The sequence below is a fragment of the Polaromonas sp. genome, from assembly GCF_012927455.1.
GTDB lineage: Bacteria > Pseudomonadota > Gammaproteobacteria > Burkholderiales > Burkholderiaceae_C > Polaromonas.
Map to the genome: position 1 here is coordinate 40,267 of NZ_JABBPE010000008.1, position 17,421 is coordinate 57,687.

Sequence of the window (17,421 nt, forward strand, 5' to 3'; positions counted from 1 at the left end):
AGCCCAACGATCTCAGCCACGCGCAAAAAATACCAATTGATGGTTGCGTCGTTTGCACCGGTTCAATCGCTCATGGCCCAGCAGGCAGTATTTATGCAACGCATCACACAGCTTGAAGGCCGACTGGCACTGAACAGCAAGAATTCCAGCAATTCGCCCTCGCGCAGCCCGCACCGCCGTATGCGTACTTAGGTGTTACGACGCGCTTTCATGTCTTTAAATTTCCGGGTGCAGTCCTACTGCAGCAAGCCAGCCACCACATTGATGCTGAGCGCTAGTACCAGCATGTTGAAGCCAAAGGACAGCACGCTGTGCACCAGCGTGAGATGTCGCATCTCGCGCGAGGTCACCTGCACATCGGAGACTTGCGAGGTCATGCCGACCACATGGGCGTAATACAGAAAATCGAAATAGTCCGGATCGAGTCCGCCGGGGAACTGCAGGCCAGGCCCATCGGGCTCATTACGCATTTCTTCCTGGTAATAGCGGTGTGCGTAGTGAAACGTAAACATCGTCTGGATAAAGAACCAGGAGGCAGCCAGCGCCGCCACCGCCAGTGCAATATGCAGCACGCGCTCGGTGCCTGAAAGATCGCGCGACTGTTGCATCATGACGGTAATGGCCACGACGCAGGCGGCCGTTGCCAGCAGCATCAGCATGAGCAGCACGGCGCTCGGCTCATCCTGCGCCTGAGCCCGCTCACGCGTGCGTTTGGCGTCAAAGCCCAGGCACAGCCACCAGGCCAGCATCAGGTAAAAGGCAACCCCGACACACCAGCCCAGCAGTCCGCGAAACTGCCAGCCGGTCGGCAGCGGCAGCGCGGCCGTCGCCAAGCCAGCGAGCAACCCATAAATCAGACGCTGGGGACCGCTGGTTTCGGAAAGATGTTGGCGCATGATGAACATTGTGGCCTCAAGCAGCGCCGGTCAATAATTCAGGCCAAAAATTTGTCCGACTATGCGCCCGCCATGCCTTCCCAGAAAAAACAAAAAACCAGATCGATCAGGAACTGATGCGCTAGCATGCATCTGCGCGAAGATGGGAAGACTGCGCCTCGCGAATGCCGCTGAACCGACTGGACATGGGCACATTGAACGCTCCCGATAACTTGACGCTGCAGCTGACGCCGCGCGGCCACCTGCTGGCACTTCCGCAGGATGACGCACCGGCTCGACGAAGAAGTGCGCCAGCGGCTGCCCCAGGCTTTTGCACCGGGCGCCGGCCCTGGCTTGCTGCACCTGGGAGCGACGGAAATCGGCCGCATTTTGCCGCCGGCATGGGCCTGGTGGCGCGATCTGGCCGCGCGCTATGTCACTGCCTTGTGCGCCACGCCTGAGGGCGGCGAGATCGGGGTCGTTACGCCGGGCAGCGATGGCGGCCGCAGCCGGTCGCAGCTGTTGTCGCTACTGCTGCCGGTGAAGCGCGCAGCAGAGCACTGCGCGTGGCTGCGCAAGCCGGTGGACGACGGAGGCATTGACCACCCTTTGCGCTGGACCGCGGCAGAGGCCTATCGTTTCCTGGGCGACCTGGCCCAGCCGGAGGCCGCCGGCATCGTCGTGCGCACGCCCAGCGCCTGGCGCAGTGGCCGACCGGCGCGCCCGGTGGTCAAGGCCAGCGTGGGTGAGCGGGCACCGTCGCTGCTGGGCCGGGACGCGCTGCTCGATTTCAAGGTGGAGGTATCGCTGGAAGGCGAGTTGTTGGGTGCGGCCGAGCTCAGCGAACTGCTCAAACGTGGCGATGGTTTTCAATTGCTGCGCGGCCGCTGGGTTGAGGTCAATCGTCAGGCGATTGACCGGTTGCTGCAGCGCTTTGAAGGCATAGCCAAGGCGGCCGCAGACAATGGCCTGCCCTTTGCCGAGGCCATGCGTCTGCTGGCCGGCGCATCACCTGACGCGGTTGGCGACCCGCTTGATGCCGACTGGTCGGAGCTGGTGGCCGGACCGTGGCTGGCCGAGACCTTGCAGGGCTTGCGCCAGCCCGAAGGCCTGGCCCAGATCAGTCGCGGTGCGGATCTCAAGGCGACGCTGCGACCCTACCAGCAGGCGGCCTGCGCTGGTTGCACCTGCTCAGCAAACTTGGGCTGGGCGCTTGCTCTCGATCTGGTCAAGCTCGATATTCATGCCGCACAGCAAAACTGACCAGGAGACGCTACGTGAGCTTTTACGGATACGAATGGAAACCCTATGCTTCGGTCGCCAAGCGGCGGGAAAAAACCGAAAAGGCTGCTGCTAGGGCGAAGAAAGGCGGTGCCAACATGGCGCCTGTCGCATCTTTTCGCGGCGCCATAGCCAAGACCCTCTGGGGCAAGGCCTGGGGCGACAACCTGGAGCGTTACAGCGACTATGCCAACCGCCAACCGCCTACCGCGCGGCCGCACCTATGTGCGCAACGGCCCGGTGATTGACCTGCAGATCATGGACGGCGAGGTGCGGGCGCAGGTGATGGGTTCTAGCCTTTACCAAGTCACCGTCAGCGTGACAACGGTGGCTGAGCAGCACTGGAAAACCATCTGCACCGATTGTTCAGGCTCCATCGCATCGTTGGTGGAACTGTTGCAGGGCAAGCTCTCCAGCGCCGTGATGGAGCGCATCTGCAAATCCGGCATCGGCCTTTTTTCGGCACCGAAGGAAATCAGCTTCAGTTGCAGTTGCCCGGATTCGGCAGCTATGTGAAAGCATGTCGCGGCCGTGCTTTAGGGCGTTGGCGCGCGACTGGACCAGCAACCTGAAGTGCACTTCAACTTGCGCCGGGTCAATGCGCAGGAGCTGGTCAATCAGGCGGCTGACAGTCTGCCGCAAGCCGGAAAGGGACCGATCACGGGCAAGGTACTGGACGCCGCGCTGCTGGCCGATATGTTTGGCCTCGAGATGGCCGAAGTGGCTCCACCGGTCAGGCCGGCAGCCGCGCGGCGGCCGGCGAAGAAGGCGGCCAAGCCGAAGACCGCCGCCCGCAAGCCAGCGCGAGCGCGAAAACGGTGAAACTTGCGCCGGGCAAGGAGGCGGTTGTCCTTTAAAGCGTCGGTCAAAGTAACTATCGCCCTGAGCGAGCCAAGCGCCGGCAAGCCTGCTGAGCTTAAAACCAGCAGCCAGACGGCGAACTCGCCCGCCATGCCGAGCGCCCAGGCTGGCACAGCCAAGCTTGCCAAGGTTCGGCCGAGAATCAAGTCGCGATAAGCGCCTACAGGGATGGTCAGGCCGGGAGCGGTTTCGTTCCCTCTTGGTTGACGAAAATCAATCTTTTGGCGCCGGTGTTCACTATACTTTTCTGAACCCATCGCGGACTTTAACTATCTTGAAGCCTATCTTTAACCCCAGCGTCAATCGCAACACCACATTCCTGGTGTTGCTGGCGTGGTTGTTTACCTTGATTTCCGGGCTTGCGAATGCTTGTCCACCGGAAATCGGCGCAAGCTACCACCAGGGCGCCCTGGTGGCGAATTCCTCTGAAACAGTGGCAGCCTCCAGGATTTCCTCGGAACATGGGGAAGCCGTTGCCGACCACGACATCGGGTCAGGCGCCTCCAAGGCGTCATGTTTGCAAGTTTTCGACGACACATCGCAGGCTTTGCCCCAACAGCGATTTGCCTTCGACCTGTCCGATTCCGGTCTGGCGCCTTTCATTGCACTGGTCTGGAACGCAGCGGCGGCCTCCGTCGTTCCTGCACCCAACCGGGTAGGAGCCCTGCAGCCTCCCGCACCCCGGCAACCCATCAGGGTCCGCTTCTCGCGACTCGCGCTTTAGCGCCCTTTCAACGCTATTTACCCGGCGCGTTGGGGCACTGCCCGATTTGCTCTCGCTTTCCCCATCCGGCCTGACCCTGTACCTGTGCCGGGAAGAATCGGGCACCACACCTCGTATGCGGGTGCCGCGCATCCAACGCACGTTCTTTCAGTTCGACAACAGCTCACCCAAGGAATCGCACATGAAACACATTGCCTCACTTCCGCTCGCACTTGCCATCGCTGCCAGCGGCGCCTCAGCATGGGGCGCCAGCCACACCCAGCAGGACGCCCATCACCCCGCCGGCAGCGCCTCCGCGCCAAAGGCGAAGGCCATGCCCGACAAATCCAACCCCGCGATGGCTCGCACCGACGCTCAGATCAAGGCCATGCAGGAGATGCACGACAAGATGATGGCGGCCAAGACCCCCGAGGAACGCAATGCGCTGATGACCGAGCACATGAAAACCATGCAAAACGGCATGGCCATGATGAGCGGCATGTCCTCGGGAGCCATGGCTGGCATGCCGGGCGACGCGAATATGCGCAACCAGATGATGGAAAAGCGCATGGACATGATGCAGACCATGATGCAGATGATGATGGACCGTCTGCCGGCTGCGCCGGCGAAATGACCGGCAGCCGTTATGGCGCCGCTGCGCAGGGGAATTGCACTGACCATCCGGATTGCGCGCGGCACACCTTGAGCCTCTTGCGGCCTTGTTTGACTTAACTGGAGAAATATTTTGAAAAAATCGTTTCCGTTTCTGTTAGCAGGACTTGCCGCGGCCCTGGCATTCGCCAACGCAGCCCACGGCGCCGAGCCTAAGGTAAAGGTGCTGACGCCCGCCGAAGACGCGACGCAAAAAACCGTGTTGATAGGCCGCGCGCTTGGCAACAACATGACCATCGTGTTTGAGATCGAGCCGGCCAAGGCGATGTGGATGCCGATGGGCAAATCGGGCCAATGGATGGAACACGCACCGGGACCCAACGAGCGCTTTCACGTTGAAGTGAAACCGGTCGATCCGGCCTCCAACACGCGCATCCCCTACGCCAACGTCAAGTTTGCTGCGACCAACAAGGACAACGGCAAAAAGGTGCAGGCGCAACTGCACCCGATGTGGGGTGGTAGCGGCCTGCACTACACGGTCAACAGCGCGCTGGCCGGCGACGGCGTTTACGAGGCCCGCATTACCGTGGGCGTGCCTACATTTGCCCGCGATATGAAGAGCAAGGAGCTGTGGTCCAAACCCACCACGGCAAACTTTCACTTCAAGCTGGCGGGCGGCAAGCTGATCGAGGTCACCGAACCCGCAGAGGAAATGCCGGTCAAGAAGTAAGCAAGCGTTCTTCGCCGGACTGCCTAGTTGCCTGACTCGTTGAACGATGCCCTACTTCTGGAGAATTTAATGAACCACGACCATTCCCGGCACGACTCCGGGCCGAAAGGCTTCTGGGGCTCTCGCTATTCGATCGGCTTAATCGTTTTGGGCGCCATTGCCGCTTACTTTCTGCTCAGCGAGCACCGCGCCCACTTCTTTGGCGCGCTGCCCTTCCTGCTGCTGCTGGCTTGCCCGCTGATACACGTCTTCATGCACCACGGACATGGCGGACACGGTGGTCAGCAACGCCCGGATACGTCCACGCCGCCGCAGCCACCCAAGACCGGAGAGCAGCCATGAACGATACCCCCGCCTACGGCCTGTGGATGTTGGTCGTCTTCAATTCGGCCATTTTTCTGATGTTCGCGTTCAGTTTCTTCAAACCGCAGACGGCTCGCGACTGGCGAACCTTCGGCGCCTTCGCGGCCTTCATCGTCGCGCTGTTCGTCGAGATGTACGGCTTTCCGCTGTCCATCTACCTGTTGTCGGGCTGGCTGCAGACCAAGTACCCGAACCTAGACCTGCTGTCTCACAACAGCGGTCACCTGTGGTCGACGCTGCTTGGCGAAAAAGGCGACCCACACTTCGGAGCGCTGCACATCGCCAGCTATGTCTTCCTGGGCTTCGGCTTCTACCTGCTGTCCAGCGCCTGGAATGTGCTGTACCACGCACAGCGCGGCAAAAGCCTGGCCATGACAGGCCCCTATGCGCGAATTCGCCATCCGCAGTACGTGGCCTTCGTGCTGATATTGCTTGGATTTTTGCTGCAGTGGCCGACGTTGCTGACCCTGCTGATGTTCCCGATCCTGTTGCTGATGTACGGGCGGCTGGCCATCACGGAAGAGGCGAATATGCGCAAGCAGTTCGGTGCGCAATTCGATGCCTATGCGGCGCGCACGCCACGCTTCGTACCGTCACTGCGCAACGAGGCCTCGTCCACCTGATGTAGTGCGGCTCGCCGACGGCGCGTTGCCGCGACAAGCCTGTACCGCGCAAAGAACTACGGACCGGCACCTGTCCCCCCAAACGAGATCAAGCATGTCAGCAAACAAGCCCATAGCTACGATTACGGCGTCAACGAAGATAGGGACGGGGCTTCGACCCTACTCAGCAACGCTTCTGGCGCTCGGCGGCATCATCCTCATGATCCTCGGGCTGTACTTCGTCTTCCTGCGCCCCCCCTTGCTGCCCGAAGATCCGCGTTTCATGGGGACTACGCTGGAGGAGGTTCAGGCGAGCGCGCCGGGTCTGCAAATCTGGCTTCGCCGCGTATTCTGGGTGATGGGCGGCTACATGTTCACCACCGGCCTGTTGACCTGCTACGTGGCCGTCACTTCCTTTCGCGCCCGGGTTCGGGGCGTTCCAGTCGTGGTGGCGCTCTCTGGCTTGACCTCCATCGGGTTGATGGCGATGGTGAACTTCATCATCGCCTCGGATTTCAAGTGGCTGCTTCTGTCCTTCGTCCTCCCCTGGGCACTGGCGCTGGCACTCTATTGGATCGAAGGGAGTGACTCATGAAGCGAGAACCTCTACCCCCAGCCAGCCATGATTCTCGACTGATCTGCAGTGCTTGTGTCGGCCAAGTGCAGCGCACTGCAGAAAATAGAAAGCGCCGACGATTTTCAAGTGTCGTTGTGCCCAGACATCGCGTTCGGGTTCACGCCCCGATGACATAGCCGCCAAACAGCTGGCGCGTTAAAACTCACATTTCAAGGAACAAGCATGAAAACAAGCACCGTCGAAGTCGGCGAACTGGTCTCTACCCTGAGCGCGGCCGGCGTGACTCGTCAACTCGCCACGCTGCCGGGCGTGCACCACGCCGATGTGAACTATGTCGCCGGCAGCGCCACCGTGCATTACGACGAAGCGCAGACCTCGCTGCAGGCAATCCGGCAGCGCGTCATCGATTGCGGCTACCACTGCCGCGGTGAACTCGTTCCCGCCCATGTCTGCGATCCCATGGACCGGAAGATAACTGGGGCTGCGCACACCGGCCATGCGGCACATGCAGCGCACGGCGGCCAGAAAGGTGGGGCTAAAACCACGGCACCGGGGCACGATGCCCACGCGGATCACGGGAAACCCAACACACAGAGGGAAAACGGCGACGCGTCCGCCCAGCCAATGAGCGACATGATGCACGACATGGGCCATGGACCCGGCATGTCGATGCAGGGCATGGCCAACGACATGCGCAAGCGCTTCTTCGTGGCGGTGCTGTTCGCGATTCCCGTCTTCCTGTACTCGCCAATGGGCAGCATGTTCGGCGACTTCGCGGTTCCGTTCGGCCTCGATCGCAAGCTGTTCCTCTTCCTTGTCGCGACCGGTGCCATTGCCTATCCGGGCTGGCCCTTCTTCATTGCCGCCTGGCGCGCTGCGCGCAACAAGGTGGCCAACATGGCGACCCTGGTGGCGCTCTCGGTAGGCACCGGCTACGTCTTCAGCGTGGGCGCCACCTTCTTTTACGAGGGCGAGGTGTTCTACGAGGCGGCAGCTGTCCTGCTGGTCTTCATCCTGCTCGGGCATTGGCTGGAGATGCGCGCGCGCGCCGGTGCCTCAGACGCCATCCGCGCCTTGATGGACCTGGCTCCGCCCATGGCCACCGTGCTGCGCGGCGGCGTCGAAACCAAGGTGCCGACCGCGGAGGTGCTAGCCGGCGAGACGGTCATCATCAAGCCGGGCGACAAGATACCGGTCGACGGCGAGATCATCGAAGGCGGCTCGCAGGTCGACGAGTCCATGCTGACGGGGGAATCGATGCCGGTTAAAAAGATCGTCGGAGATTCCGTCATCGGCGCCACCATCAATAAGAGCGGCAGCTTTCGCTACAAGGCTACCAAGGTCGGTGCGGACACGGCACTGGCCCAAATCGTCAAGCTGGTCCAGGAAGCCCAGAACTCCAAGGCGCCGGGTCAGTTGCTGGCCGACCAGGCCTCGCAATGGCTGGTGCTGGCCGCCATCGCCATCGGTCTGCTGACCTTCGCCGTCTGGTTCTGGGTCATGGGCCAACCGCTGCTGTTTGCGCTGACGCTGACGATCACGGTGTTCGTGATAGCCTGCCCCGACGCGCTCGGGCTGGCCACGCCAATGGCGATCATGGTCGGCACCGGACTGGGGGCCATGAACGGCATCCTGTTCAAGAACGCGGCTGCACTGGAGAACGCCACCAAGCTCACGGTCATCGTCTTCGACAAGACCGGCACGCTGACGCTGGGCCAGCCCGATGTGGTCGAGATGGTCGCCGCGCCCGGCGTGACCGAGGCACAACTACTCGCCACTGCGGCAGGCGTCGAGAAGTTCTCCGAGCATCCGCTGGCGCTGGCGGTGCTCAAGCGGGCTGGCAGCACGCTGACCGAAGTCGCAACGGAATTTACCAACATCGATGGCCAGGGTGCCCGCGCCACGATAGGCGGCGAAGTGGTACTGCTGGGCAATCTCAAGCTGATGCAGTCCGAAAACGTCGCTCTGGAGACGCTGGCCGCAGAGGCCACCAGGCTCCAGGCTGGCGGCCGCACCGTAGTGCATGTCGCCCGCGCCGGCAAGCTCATCGGCCTGATCGCCATCGCCGATGCGGTGCGGCCGACCTCCAAGGCAACGATTGCCAAGCTGCAGGAGCGCGGCGTGAAGGTGGCGATGATCACCGGCGACAACCAGGCGACGGCCGAGCGCATCGGCAAGGAACTCGGCATCGACATCGTGCTGGCCGACGTGCTGCCGGGGCAGAAGGCGTCCAAGATCAAGGAGTTGCAGGCCCAGGGCCACAAGGTCGGCATGGTCGGCGACGGCATCAACGACGCGCCGGCCCTGACCCAGGCCGATGTCGGCTTTGCGATCGGCGCCGGCACCGACGTGGCGATGGAAAGCGCGCAGGTCATTTTGATGAAGAGCGACCCGTACGACGTGGTCGGCGCCATCGAGCTGTCGCGCGCCACCCTGCGCAAGATGCACCAGAACCTGTGGTGGGCGGTCGGCTACAACGTGATCGCCTTCCCGCTGGCGGCTGGCGTCTTCTACCCCTTCACGCTGTCGCCAGAGATCGCGGCGCTTTCGATGTCGGGCAGCTCGGCCGTGGTGGCCATCAACGCGTTGCTGCTCAAGCGCACCAAGCTCGCTGGCATCAAGAGTGCACGGCCGAAAACTGCAGCGTCAGCCGACGCACCGGTTTCCCCGGAAGTGTCGGCCTGAGCGAAGCAACATCTTTGTGGCAAATTAAGGATAAGCAATAAGTATGGCAAGCAAACACCTTAGGACGCAGCCCGAAGGGACTGCCACCATAGCACCTCAATCATCGCCCGTGACTGCAACGAAGGCTGCTAGCGTCGCGCCCGTCGCGCCCGTCGCGCCCGTCGAGCAAAAGGCGGACACAACGCTCGATATCGATGCGGCCTGGAGCGACGCGTGGCGGTATTACGTTGACTCTGTACAGCGCAGCGTGCTCTTTCTCGACGTGTTGCGCGAACGGGGCGACATCATGCTGGCGCACGAAAGAGCTGGTCAGCCGCCCTTGCTAGACTTCGATCACGAACTGGTGCTTGACGCGCGTACGTTTGACAATCCCGCCAACTACGCGCTGCTGCGCATCACGCGTTGCGGCCCCACGCACGCGAGCGACTTCGAACGGCAAGACCTGCGGCCGATACTGGTCATTGACCCGCGTGCCGGCCACGGCCCCGGCATAGGCGGCTTCAAGCACGACTCGGAAGTGGGTGTCGCCCTGCATCTGGGCCACCCGACCTATTTTGCGAGCTTCCTCCCCGAACCCTGCCCCGGCCAGACGCTCACCGACGTGATCCATGCGCTGCGTGCCTTCGTAAAAGAAATCGCGCGCCGCCACTGCGGCTTGGCGCCAGTGCTGTACGGCAATTGCCAGGGCGGTTGGGCCGTGGCGCTGCTGGCTGCCGACTGCGAGGGCCTGGACGGCCCAGCCGTGCTTAACGGCTCCCCGCTGTCTTACTGGGCGGGTGCCGAGGACGTGAACCCGATGCGTCTGGCCGGCGGCTTGCTGGGCGGCGAGTGGCTCACCCACTTCATCGCGGATCTTGGTGGCGGGCGGCTCGACGGGGCCTGGCTGGTGCAAAACTTCGAGGGCCTGAATCCGGCCAACACCTGGTGGCAGAAAAACTACAACCTGTACGCGAACGTTGATACAGAGAGCGAACGCTTCCTCGAATTCGAGCGCTGGTGGTCGAGCTACTTCTTTCTCAGCCGTGAAGAGATCCTCACCACCGTTGAGAACCTGTTTATTGGCAACCGGCTCGAGCGAGGCCAGATCCAGCTCGACCCTTGCGTGATGGCGTCGCAGCCAGCCTGCATCGTCGACCTGAAGCACATCCGCAATCCGTTGGTGATTTTCGCCTCCAGCGGCGACAACATCACACCACCGCACCAGGCGCTGGCCTGGCTGCCGGCGATCTACCCCAACACCGAAGCCCTGAAAGCCGCCGGCCAGCGCATCGTCTACCTGCTGAACCCGCATGTAGGGCACCTAGGTATTTTCGTGTCAGCCACCGTTGCTCAGCACGAGCACCGCGCCATCCTGGAAAACGTCGAGGGCTTCAAGGATCTGGCGCCCGGTCTGTATGAGATGAAGATCGGCGAGCCGGTAGAAGGCCATCCGGTGCGCGGGGCGGGCAAACGAGCTGGCCGCGACACGGTGTCCGCGCGGCACAAGGTCTGGTTCGAAGACCGAGGCATTGAGAACTTGCAGTACAACTACCCGCGCAAGGCCTTCGAAAAAGTGGCGGCGGTATCCGAATGGAACGAGTTGGTGTATCGCACTTGGGTCAGCCCGTGGATCACGTGGAGCGCCAACCCGGTGTCGGCATTCATGCAGAAGTGGGGGCACCCGATGCGCCTGCAGCGCTACCTGTTTTCGCCGCAGATCACGCCTGCGATGGCCTCGGTGACGCTTGCCGCAGCATGGGCCCGGGAGAACCGGCAGCCTGCAGCCGAAGACAACCCGTGGCGGTTGCGCGAAAAGGCTGCAGGCAACTCGATTGTCGGGTCGCTCGAGCAATGGCGCGTGCAGCGCGACGCTGCCGAGGAGCATATGTTCACGATGTTGTATGGACAGTCATGAACGCGCGCACCACGATCAACGCTATTCAATGGGCGTCAGTGAGTCGGCCGGTTCGCGCCCGCAAGTGCGAGCGGGAGGCGTGATGTCGACCGCGCCGGCCATCCCGGTTGGCATACCCGCACCGCCAGCCCTTCGCCCGATGCAGCTGGCATTTCTCGCCGCTGCCGTGTTTATCGTGTCGGTCGGCTACGGCGGGCTACTGCCCGTGCTACCTGCCTGGCTGGCGCTGCAAATACCGCAAGCGGATGCTGCGGAGGTGGCGCGGCATGTAGGCTTTTTAAGTGGCGCCTACGCGGCCGGTGTACTGGTAGGCGCTCCGCTCTGGGGAATGGTCTCCGACCGCGTGGGACGCCCCAAGATACTCATGGCGGGCATGGTCGGCTATGTCGCGAGCATGTTGCTGCTGCTCGTGCCGGCGATGGATAGCCTGTCGGCCATCTATGCGCTGCGCGCTGCGGCCGGGCTGTGCGTGGCAGCTGTGGTGCCGGTCGTGTCGGCGCTCGTGGCGGAGCACACGCCGCAGGCGCTGAGGGCGCGGCGCTTTGCCTGGTTGAGCGCGGCCTCGCTGGTCGGCTTTTTTTTTGGGCCGGCGCTGAACGCGCTGGCTGAACGCGCTGGCTGACGGCCTGGCCGGATGGCTAGACAATGGTGGTGCCAGGCACCCCAGTCAGCGAGCATTGTCATCGTGCTATCTGCCGCGTTAGCGGCCGTTATCATGCCAGGCCTCGCCCGAACACTGCCGATACGCCAGGCGCAGCTACCCGATTCCGACGTCGCAACGACCGGGCAGCAGGGCATGTCCGCCCTGCTTTGGCTCAGCGGCGTGGTTATGTTTGTGCTGTCCGGTTTTGAGCTCGGCATCGTGTTGCAAGGGCAGCAGCACGCCAACCTCACGACCCAGCAGATCGCGCTGATGTTCGTAGAATGCAGCCTGGTGATGCTGGTGATCAACGCCGTGCTGTTCTTCACGTCGCTGCTCGACAAGGTGCCTGCGCGCGTCGTGATTGCGTTCGGGCTGTTGATCGGCATGGCAGGTTTGGCGGTCATGGCGCTGCACCGCACCGACAGCTGGATGTATCTGGGCGTCAGCCTGACATCGGCGGGAACGGGGCTGGTCCTGCCGGTCATTACTTTTCTTGCGGCCGGGGCTGCGCACCAGAAGCTGGGCGCCACGATGGGCGGACTCGCGGCGGCGGCCGGCTTTGGGCAGACGCTAGGTTCGGCGGCCGGTGGCTGGCTGTTCGGATCGCTCGCTCAGCGCAGCTTCGGCTGGCTCGCCCTGCCTCTGGTCATCACGCTGTTCATGCTGCTGGCGCGACCCCGATGGTGCGCCCGACAGCCGGCGCGCGGTGGCAACGGCGCGTGAGCGGCCTAGGGGTAGGTAATTGCGATAAATTACCAGGCAAGCCGATTGTTTTACGACCAGGAAATTGTTTCGTCCACGGTCAACGGCTTCGATGGTCGATACGACACCGATGGCCAAGATGGGACTCATTGACCACGGCGTGATGGACAGAAAAATCGCCTTGTACGTCGAGGACTGTTGCCTATTACTCGGGAAAACCTGACATGAAAAATCAGACATTGCTGCCAAAGCACTTCGAAACCCTAGTTGCGGTCAACGCGCCCCCAACAGAGATTTTCGAATTTCTCGACGACCATCGTCGGCTGTCTGCCCATATGACTAAGCCCTCCTGGATGATGGTGGGATCTCCCATGACCATTGGCATGCACGAGAAGCAAGGTCGTACGGTCGGCTCAAAGATTACCCTCAGCGGCAGCATATTGGGTCTGTCACTCGAAGTCGAAGTGTTGGTTACCAAATATGACTATCCCTACTCCAAAACATGGAAAATCGGCGGTTCGCCGCATGTACGCGACAGGGGTCCCCATCGCATGGGCTTTTGCTGTCTCCCCGGCAAGACGGGTCGCAACTGCGCGTCCTTATCGACTATGCGCCACCCAGCGAAGGCGCTTCCCGCCTGCTGGGCCGCCTGTTCTGCAAGTCGTACGCACGGTGATGTACCGGCCGCATGGCGCGCGACGCCACGATGCACTTTCATAAGAGACGGGGCCATTCGCGAGGCATTCGCTTCTTCGAACCAGCCATGATCCGCAGGTAACCAGGTCTTCAACCAACGCGACGCCGTTCACATCCACATCATGTGTTTCTCCGCAACTGCAAGTTTTGTAGCCGGTACAGTTCTGGTTGTACTGGGAGTGGCGACCTTGCGCGCGACACGGCGACGGGCGGAGATCCCGTTCGCGGCTATCCCGCTGCTGTTCGGACTCCAGCAGCTTGTTGAGGGCACTTTGTGGTTGTCATTTAGCTTCGACGCCCCGCAACTCAACGTAGCGATGACGTACCTGTTTTCAATGTTCTCGCATGTGCTATGGCCGATGTTCGTGCCGTTCTCGATCGGTTTGCTTGAAGCCGTACCATGGCGTCGCAAGGCGATCTGGGGATTCCAGGGGATCGGGCTTCTCGTTGGCCTGTACCTGCTCTACATGATCATCGAATTTCCCGTGGCCTCGGTGGCAGCAGCGAACATCGTGTACGTCTCGCCCCATTTCTACAAGATCCCGGTGATGCTGCTCTACCTGGCCGCGACATGCATCGGCTGCTTCTTTTCGAGTATCGTCACGATCAGGTTCTTCGGGGTGTTCGCGCTTTTCCTGTTCGGGATCGCCTATGGGTTTTTTGCCGTCGCGCTGTTCTCCGTTTGGTGCTTCTTTGCCGCTGTATTGAGTTCCATCATCTACATTCACTTCAGGTTCAGCCGAACGTGGCCTGCACGTCGACTCAACGGGGCCATATGACATAGCTGCTGCAACCAACGACCCATTCGGCCTTGAAGGGTGCCGCCAAGAGCGGGTTTTCCAATGGGCCCGATGAACGGGGCCGAGCTCTCTGGCGGAAGAAATGCGCGTGGTCAGCGCTGGTAGAGCCGCTCGATCTCGGCGGCGAAATGCGCCGCCAGGTTCTGCCGCTTGAGCTTGAGCGTCGGGGTGATCAGCGTGTTCTCTATGGTCCAGGGTTCGAGTGTGAGGCCCACTGCCCGGGGCTGGGCATGTTGCGGAAACGCGCGCGTGAGCTCGCGAACGCGTTGCAATACCGCCGCCCGCGCGCTGGGCGCCTGCAGACTCGCCAGCTCATACGGATTGAGCTTCAGCGCGCCGGCCAGGCGCTCCCAGCCAGCGCGACTCAGCACCACGATGCAGGCGATAAACGGCCGGTTGTCGCCGAAGGCGTAGGTCTGTTCATACAGCGGATCGGTCGCGATGGCGAGTTCCAGGTCAGCCGGCGCGGCCTTCTGGCCGGTGGACGTGACAATGATTTCTTTCAGGCGGCCCAGGATTCGAATGCGCCCGTCCTCGATCGCGGCCTGGTCACCGGTGTGCAGCCAGCCATCGACGAAGGCTGCAGCGGTTTCTAGCTCGCCCTTCCAGTAGCCGCGCATCACGCTGCGGCCGCGCACCTGCAATTCCTGGTGCTCGCCGATGCGCACTTGCACGCCCGCCAGCGGGCGGCCGACGGTGGCCGGGTCGTTGTCATCCAGCGCATTGCCCGAAACGATGGGCGAAGTCTCGGTCATGCCGTAGCCCTGCAAAACAGGCAACCCCAGCCCGAGAAAGCAGTGCGCGATGGTCGGCGACAGTGGCGCACCACCGCTCACGGCCAGGCGCAGCCGGCCGCCGAACTGCGCCGCCAGCGGCCGCGCCACCAGGCGCTGAAGTAGCGGCCACATCAGCTCGTCCAGCAGCGCAGGTGCGCTGTCTTGCACGGGCAGCCGGCGCGCGCGGCAAAAGCGCCGCCATCCGACCGCCTGCGCCCGTTCAAACAACCATGACTTCAGCGCCGAGCCGGCCAGCAGCTCCTGCAGCTTGCCGTAAACACGCTCATAGATGCGCGGCACCGAGATCAGGATGGTGGGCCGCACGGTCTTCAAATCCTCGGACAGCTGCGCGACCGAGCGCGCATGCGCCACGCAGCAGCCGGCGAAAATCGGCAGGTAGTAGCCAGCGGTGCGTTCGAAGGTGTGCGACAGCGGCAGAAAGGACAGGAACAGGTCGTCGGGCCGCGGTGCCACGCGCTTGAACGTGGCCTTGACGTTTTCCAGCACGTTGTCGTGGCTCAGCATCACGCCCTTGGGCATTCCCGTCGTGCCCGATGTGTAGACCAGCGCGGCCAGTTCATCGGGCGCAGGCGGCCGCCGGGTTTGCACAACTTCGGTGGCCTCCTCGCTTTGCGCCAGCCAGTCGGCCAGCAAGGTCACCGGCACGCTTGCAGCAGCTTCCGGGCTATCCGCCGCCTTGCTGACGACCACCACCTGGCGCAGCCAAGGCAACGCCACGCCGGTGGCGGCGATGGCCTGCCACTGCGCGTCGGAGAAAGCCAGCAGCACCGAAGCATCACTGTCGGCCAGGATGTAGGCGATGCTGGCCGGATTGTCGATGGCATGCAGCGGCACCGGCACACAGGCCAGCGCAAGCGCGGCCTGGTCGATGCAGACCGCATCGAAGCCGTTGGGCAGCATGATCGCGATGCGGGCGCCGCGCGGCAGCGCAAGGCGCTCAAGCGCCACGCCAAAGCGCGCTACCTGCTCGCCAGCGCTGCGCCAGGAAATGCTGATCCAGCGGTTGGTCGTTGCGTCGTACTGCCGGTAGGCGTCGGCCAGCGGCGTTTGCGCAACGCGCAACGAGAACAGTTCGGCCAGCGTACGAGCGTCTGCCAAATGTGGCACGCTGCCGTCGGAGGAAGAATCTAGAGAGGCTTGAATGGTGTGTGATCCCCTGCGTTAACCGTGATCCTTCTCACCGACATTAACGGACAGACGCTCCGCAATCCACCGGCTCCGTCCCAATCTGTCCACGCTTGCCGCCACGCCTGTTTCAAAGGGCAATCTGAGTCGCGTCGCGCCACCGCCCACCTGAGCAGCCCGTGCCGGCGCCTCGTCCTGGGCATAGACTCCGCAGTCCTGCACAGACTGCTCCCTTTCGTATTTTTTGTAGCGTCACACCGCCCCGCTTTTACGTGTTACAGATTGGCATTAACGCCACCTACGTGTATCTTGGCGAGGCTATGCCCGTATCCGGGAGCGACGCTGAAGAATATGGCTAGTTCGTAATCAAAAGATTGACTGTCGCCACCTGTACCGAATCGAAGGTGGATGTTGCGATAAGGGTCACGGGAATCGGTGACCGCAACGCGAAAGCAGCGTCGGTATCCAAAATGACGGAGGACGAATTCAAGGTGGTTGCAGTAATGTTTGCGCCTGCGAAGAACACCCGCGCTCCGCCAGTTACAGCGCTGCCGCCGACTAAGAGAGTCCAAACTGCGGGCTCGCCTGCATCGAGAACAACGGACTGGCCTACACGAATAGCAAGGTCAAGCGAACCGCCTGGAGCAACAGGCGTCTGACTGACAAACTGCCCCCCCACAGTGACACCAATGTTGAAATTTCCAGGTGAGCTGGCGTCTTCGCCTCCACCGCATGCGCTCAATATCAATGCTACGGTAAGCGAAGCGACAGCCATTATGAGTCGATGCTTACCAATTCGAGGGCTAGGCTCGACGGTTTGCTTTTTAGCCGTACTCTCTAGACTTACAAACATAAATGCCTTTCGCTGTTTAAGTGCTTGACCAACGTTCAACCTCATGATTCTGATGACACCCAAGATGTGGAGATGGTCAAAATGTATTGACAAGCACGACAGCGAAGATGACTGCCCTAACCATCATTCGGGGCCTTAAATTTTTGAGCGTGCTTTTCCAACGGTCTGTACGGTAGATAACATATCGCATTCATCGAGCATCTGATGGAAATTGCGGCAGGCTACGCTAGGAATGGCGATCAACTCAGGCCTAAGCAATCCGTTTTTTAAAACGCTTCCGTGCCGTTGGTGGTGGTGCGACTTCACGGCCTGCTTTGTGCCTGGAACGTGCTGCACAAATTGGGAGTTTTATGACTTGACGCACTTGGGCTGCGACATTAGTTTTCGATTGTCGCCCCGTTAAACTCGAGGCGCTTGCGATGAGGGTGCACCATGAACAATTTCTAAAAGCCCTTGCGGAGAAACCTTGTAAATTTCTTCTTAATGCTACACCGTCTGATGCACCGAAAAGGCTTCGAGGTAGCACCGACAAACGCAAAGGGTGTAACAAGAAATGAAAAAGCCGCTATAAATCATGGACTTATAACGGCTTTTCATATGCTTGGCGGAGCGGACGGGACAC

The 17,421-nt window shown here is 61.6% G+C and carries 20 protein-coding genes; 17 read left to right on the forward strand and 3 right to left on the reverse strand.

Features of this window, described 5'->3' with window-relative positions:
* Window positions 1-72: 72 nt before the first annotated feature.
* Window positions 73-192, forward strand: a complete 120-nt coding sequence (locus HHJ18_RS20965) for a DUF6444 domain-containing protein (RefSeq protein WP_366558832.1) — start codon at window positions 73-75, stop codon at window positions 190-192.
* 44 nt (window positions 193-236) lie between these two features.
* Here HHJ18_RS20965 and HHJ18_RS08730 read toward each other — a convergent pair whose 3' ends face one another.
* Entirely contained in the window at window positions 237-896 is a 660-nt protein-coding gene (locus tag HHJ18_RS08730; RefSeq protein ID WP_296914051.1) for a DUF1345 domain-containing protein, read from the reverse strand.
* 261 nt (window positions 897-1,157) lie between these two features.
* Between HHJ18_RS08730 and HHJ18_RS08735 the strand changes: the two genes are divergently transcribed.
* The 16 genes from HHJ18_RS08735 (at window position 1,158) to HHJ18_RS08810 (ending at window position 14,003) form a co-directional block, all read left to right on the forward strand.
* Complete coding sequence (locus HHJ18_RS08735) at window positions 1,158-2,138, forward strand: SNF2 helicase-associated domain-containing protein (protein WP_296914054.1); 981 nt, start codon at window positions 1,158-1,160, stop codon at window positions 2,136-2,138.
* Window positions 2,139-2,152: 14 nt separating this feature from the next.
* A complete protein-coding gene (locus HHJ18_RS08740; protein ID WP_296914056.1) occupies window positions 2,153-2,404 on the forward strand; it encodes a hypothetical protein in 252 nt (83 codons plus the stop codon).
* The gene (locus tag HHJ18_RS08745; protein ID WP_296914058.1) at window positions 2,343-2,672 is read left to right on the forward strand and encodes a hypothetical protein; all 330 of its coding nucleotides are present in this window, start codon (window positions 2,343-2,345) and stop codon (window positions 2,670-2,672) included. Before HHJ18_RS08740 ends, HHJ18_RS08745 begins: the two co-directional genes overlap by 62 nt.
* A 57-nt stretch (window positions 2,673-2,729) precedes the next feature.
* Window positions 2,730-2,978 carry a hypothetical protein gene (locus HHJ18_RS08750; RefSeq protein ID WP_296914061.1) on the forward strand — a complete coding sequence of 83 codons (249 nt, stop codon included), beginning with the start codon at window positions 2,730-2,732 and terminating at the stop codon, window positions 2,976-2,978.
* Between the two features lie 238 nt (window positions 2,979-3,216).
* Entirely contained in the window at window positions 3,217-3,741 is a 525-nt protein-coding gene (locus HHJ18_RS08755) for a hypothetical protein (protein WP_296914064.1), read from the forward strand.
* Window positions 3,742-3,922: 181 nt separating this feature from the next.
* Window positions 3,923-4,354 (forward strand): hypothetical protein, encoded by a 432-nt coding sequence (locus HHJ18_RS08760; RefSeq protein ID WP_296914066.1) that lies wholly within the window; start codon window positions 3,923-3,925, stop codon window positions 4,352-4,354.
* 111 nt (window positions 4,355-4,465) lie between these two features.
* Window positions 4,466-5,062, forward strand: a complete 597-nt coding sequence (locus tag HHJ18_RS08765) for an iron transporter (protein ID WP_296914068.1) — start codon at window positions 4,466-4,468, stop codon at window positions 5,060-5,062.
* Between the two features lie 69 nt (window positions 5,063-5,131).
* Window positions 5,132-5,404 carry a DUF2933 domain-containing protein gene (locus HHJ18_RS08770; protein WP_296914071.1) on the forward strand — a complete coding sequence of 91 codons (273 nt, stop codon included), beginning with the start codon at window positions 5,132-5,134 and terminating at the stop codon, window positions 5,402-5,404.
* A complete protein-coding gene (locus tag HHJ18_RS08775) occupies window positions 5,401-6,048 on the forward strand; it encodes an isoprenylcysteine carboxylmethyltransferase family protein (protein WP_296914073.1) in 648 nt (215 codons plus the stop codon). The genes HHJ18_RS08770 and HHJ18_RS08775 overlap by 4 nt, the downstream gene beginning before the upstream one ends.
* Before the next feature lie 94 nt (window positions 6,049-6,142).
* Window positions 6,143-6,622, forward strand: a complete 480-nt coding sequence (locus tag HHJ18_RS08780; protein ID WP_296914075.1) for a hypothetical protein — start codon at window positions 6,143-6,145, stop codon at window positions 6,620-6,622.
* A 204-nt stretch (window positions 6,623-6,826) separates the two neighbouring features.
* Window positions 6,827-9,289 carry a heavy metal translocating P-type ATPase gene (locus tag HHJ18_RS08785; RefSeq protein WP_296914079.1) on the forward strand — a complete coding sequence of 821 codons (2,463 nt, stop codon included), beginning with the start codon at window positions 6,827-6,829 and terminating at the stop codon, window positions 9,287-9,289.
* Between the two features lie 109 nt (window positions 9,290-9,398).
* On the forward strand, window positions 9,399-11,183 hold the full coding sequence (locus HHJ18_RS08790; protein WP_296914082.1) for a DUF3141 domain-containing protein: 1,785 nt from the start codon (window positions 9,399-9,401) through the stop codon (window positions 11,181-11,183).
* On the forward strand, window positions 11,170-11,805 hold the full coding sequence (locus HHJ18_RS08795) for an MFS transporter (RefSeq protein ID WP_296914085.1): 636 nt from the start codon (window positions 11,170-11,172) through the stop codon (window positions 11,803-11,805). The genes HHJ18_RS08790 and HHJ18_RS08795 overlap by 14 nt, the downstream gene beginning before the upstream one ends.
* Window positions 11,806-11,898: 93 nt before the next feature.
* Window positions 11,899-12,549, forward strand: coding sequence for an MFS transporter (locus tag HHJ18_RS08800; protein WP_296914087.1), 651 nt, complete (start codon window positions 11,899-11,901; stop codon window positions 12,547-12,549).
* A gap of 203 nt (window positions 12,550-12,752) precedes the next feature.
* On the forward strand, window positions 12,753-13,295 hold the full coding sequence (locus HHJ18_RS08805) for an SRPBCC family protein (RefSeq protein WP_296914090.1): 543 nt from the start codon (window positions 12,753-12,755) through the stop codon (window positions 13,293-13,295).
* Window positions 13,296-13,346: 51 nt separating this feature from the next.
* On the forward strand, window positions 13,347-14,003 hold the full coding sequence (locus HHJ18_RS08810; protein WP_296914092.1) for a DUF6629 family protein: 657 nt from the start codon (window positions 13,347-13,349) through the stop codon (window positions 14,001-14,003).
* Window positions 14,004-14,116: 113 nt separating this feature from the next.
* On the opposite strand, the gene HHJ18_RS08815 is transcribed toward HHJ18_RS08810, so the two are convergent.
* Both HHJ18_RS08815 and HHJ18_RS08820 read right to left on the reverse strand, forming a co-directional pair.
* Window positions 14,117-15,928, reverse strand: a complete 1,812-nt coding sequence (locus tag HHJ18_RS08815) for a long-chain fatty acid--CoA ligase (protein WP_296914094.1) — start codon at window positions 15,926-15,928, stop codon at window positions 14,117-14,119.
* Window positions 15,929-16,301: 373 nt separating this feature from the next.
* Window positions 16,302-16,862 (reverse strand): hypothetical protein, encoded by a 561-nt coding sequence (locus tag HHJ18_RS08820; RefSeq protein WP_296914097.1) that lies wholly within the window; start codon window positions 16,860-16,862, stop codon window positions 16,302-16,304.
* Between the last annotated feature and the right edge of the window lie 559 nt (window positions 16,863-17,421).

Excerpts from the sequence above, each read along its gene's own strand:
- HHJ18_RS08770 (WP_296914071.1), top strand. The coding sequence starts at position 5,132 with ATGAACCACGACCATTCCCGGCACGACTCCGGGCCGAAAGGCTTCTGG.
- HHJ18_RS08730 (WP_296914051.1), bottom strand. The coding sequence starts at position 896 with ATGCGCCAACATCTTTCCGAAACCAGCGGTCCCCAGCGTCTGATTTAT.
- HHJ18_RS08805 (WP_296914090.1), top strand. The coding sequence starts at position 12,753 with ATGAAAAATCAGACATTGCTGCCAAAGCACTTCGAAACCCTAGTTGCG.
- HHJ18_RS08810 (WP_296914092.1), top strand. The coding sequence starts at position 13,347 with ATGTGTTTCTCCGCAACTGCAAGTTTTGTAGCCGGTACAGTTCTGGTT.
- HHJ18_RS08800 (WP_296914087.1), top strand. The coding sequence starts at position 11,899 with ATGCCAGGCCTCGCCCGAACACTGCCGATACGCCAGGCGCAGCTACCC.
- HHJ18_RS08775 (WP_296914073.1), top strand. The coding sequence starts at position 5,401 with ATGAACGATACCCCCGCCTACGGCCTGTGGATGTTGGTCGTCTTCAAT.
- HHJ18_RS20965 (WP_366558832.1), top strand. The coding sequence starts at position 73 with ATGGCCCAGCAGGCAGTATTTATGCAACGCATCACACAGCTTGAAGGC.
- HHJ18_RS08745 (WP_296914058.1), top strand. The coding sequence starts at position 2,343 with ATGCCAACCGCCAACCGCCTACCGCGCGGCCGCACCTATGTGCGCAAC.
- HHJ18_RS08735 (WP_296914054.1), top strand. The coding sequence starts at position 1,158 with ATGACGCACCGGCTCGACGAAGAAGTGCGCCAGCGGCTGCCCCAGGCT.
- HHJ18_RS08785 (WP_296914079.1), top strand. The coding sequence starts at position 6,827 with ATGAAAACAAGCACCGTCGAAGTCGGCGAACTGGTCTCTACCCTGAGC.
- HHJ18_RS08780 (WP_296914075.1), top strand. The coding sequence starts at position 6,143 with ATGTCAGCAAACAAGCCCATAGCTACGATTACGGCGTCAACGAAGATA.
- HHJ18_RS08760 (WP_296914066.1), top strand. The coding sequence starts at position 3,923 with ATGAAACACATTGCCTCACTTCCGCTCGCACTTGCCATCGCTGCCAGC.
- HHJ18_RS08795 (WP_296914085.1), top strand. The coding sequence starts at position 11,170 with ATGGACAGTCATGAACGCGCGCACCACGATCAACGCTATTCAATGGGC.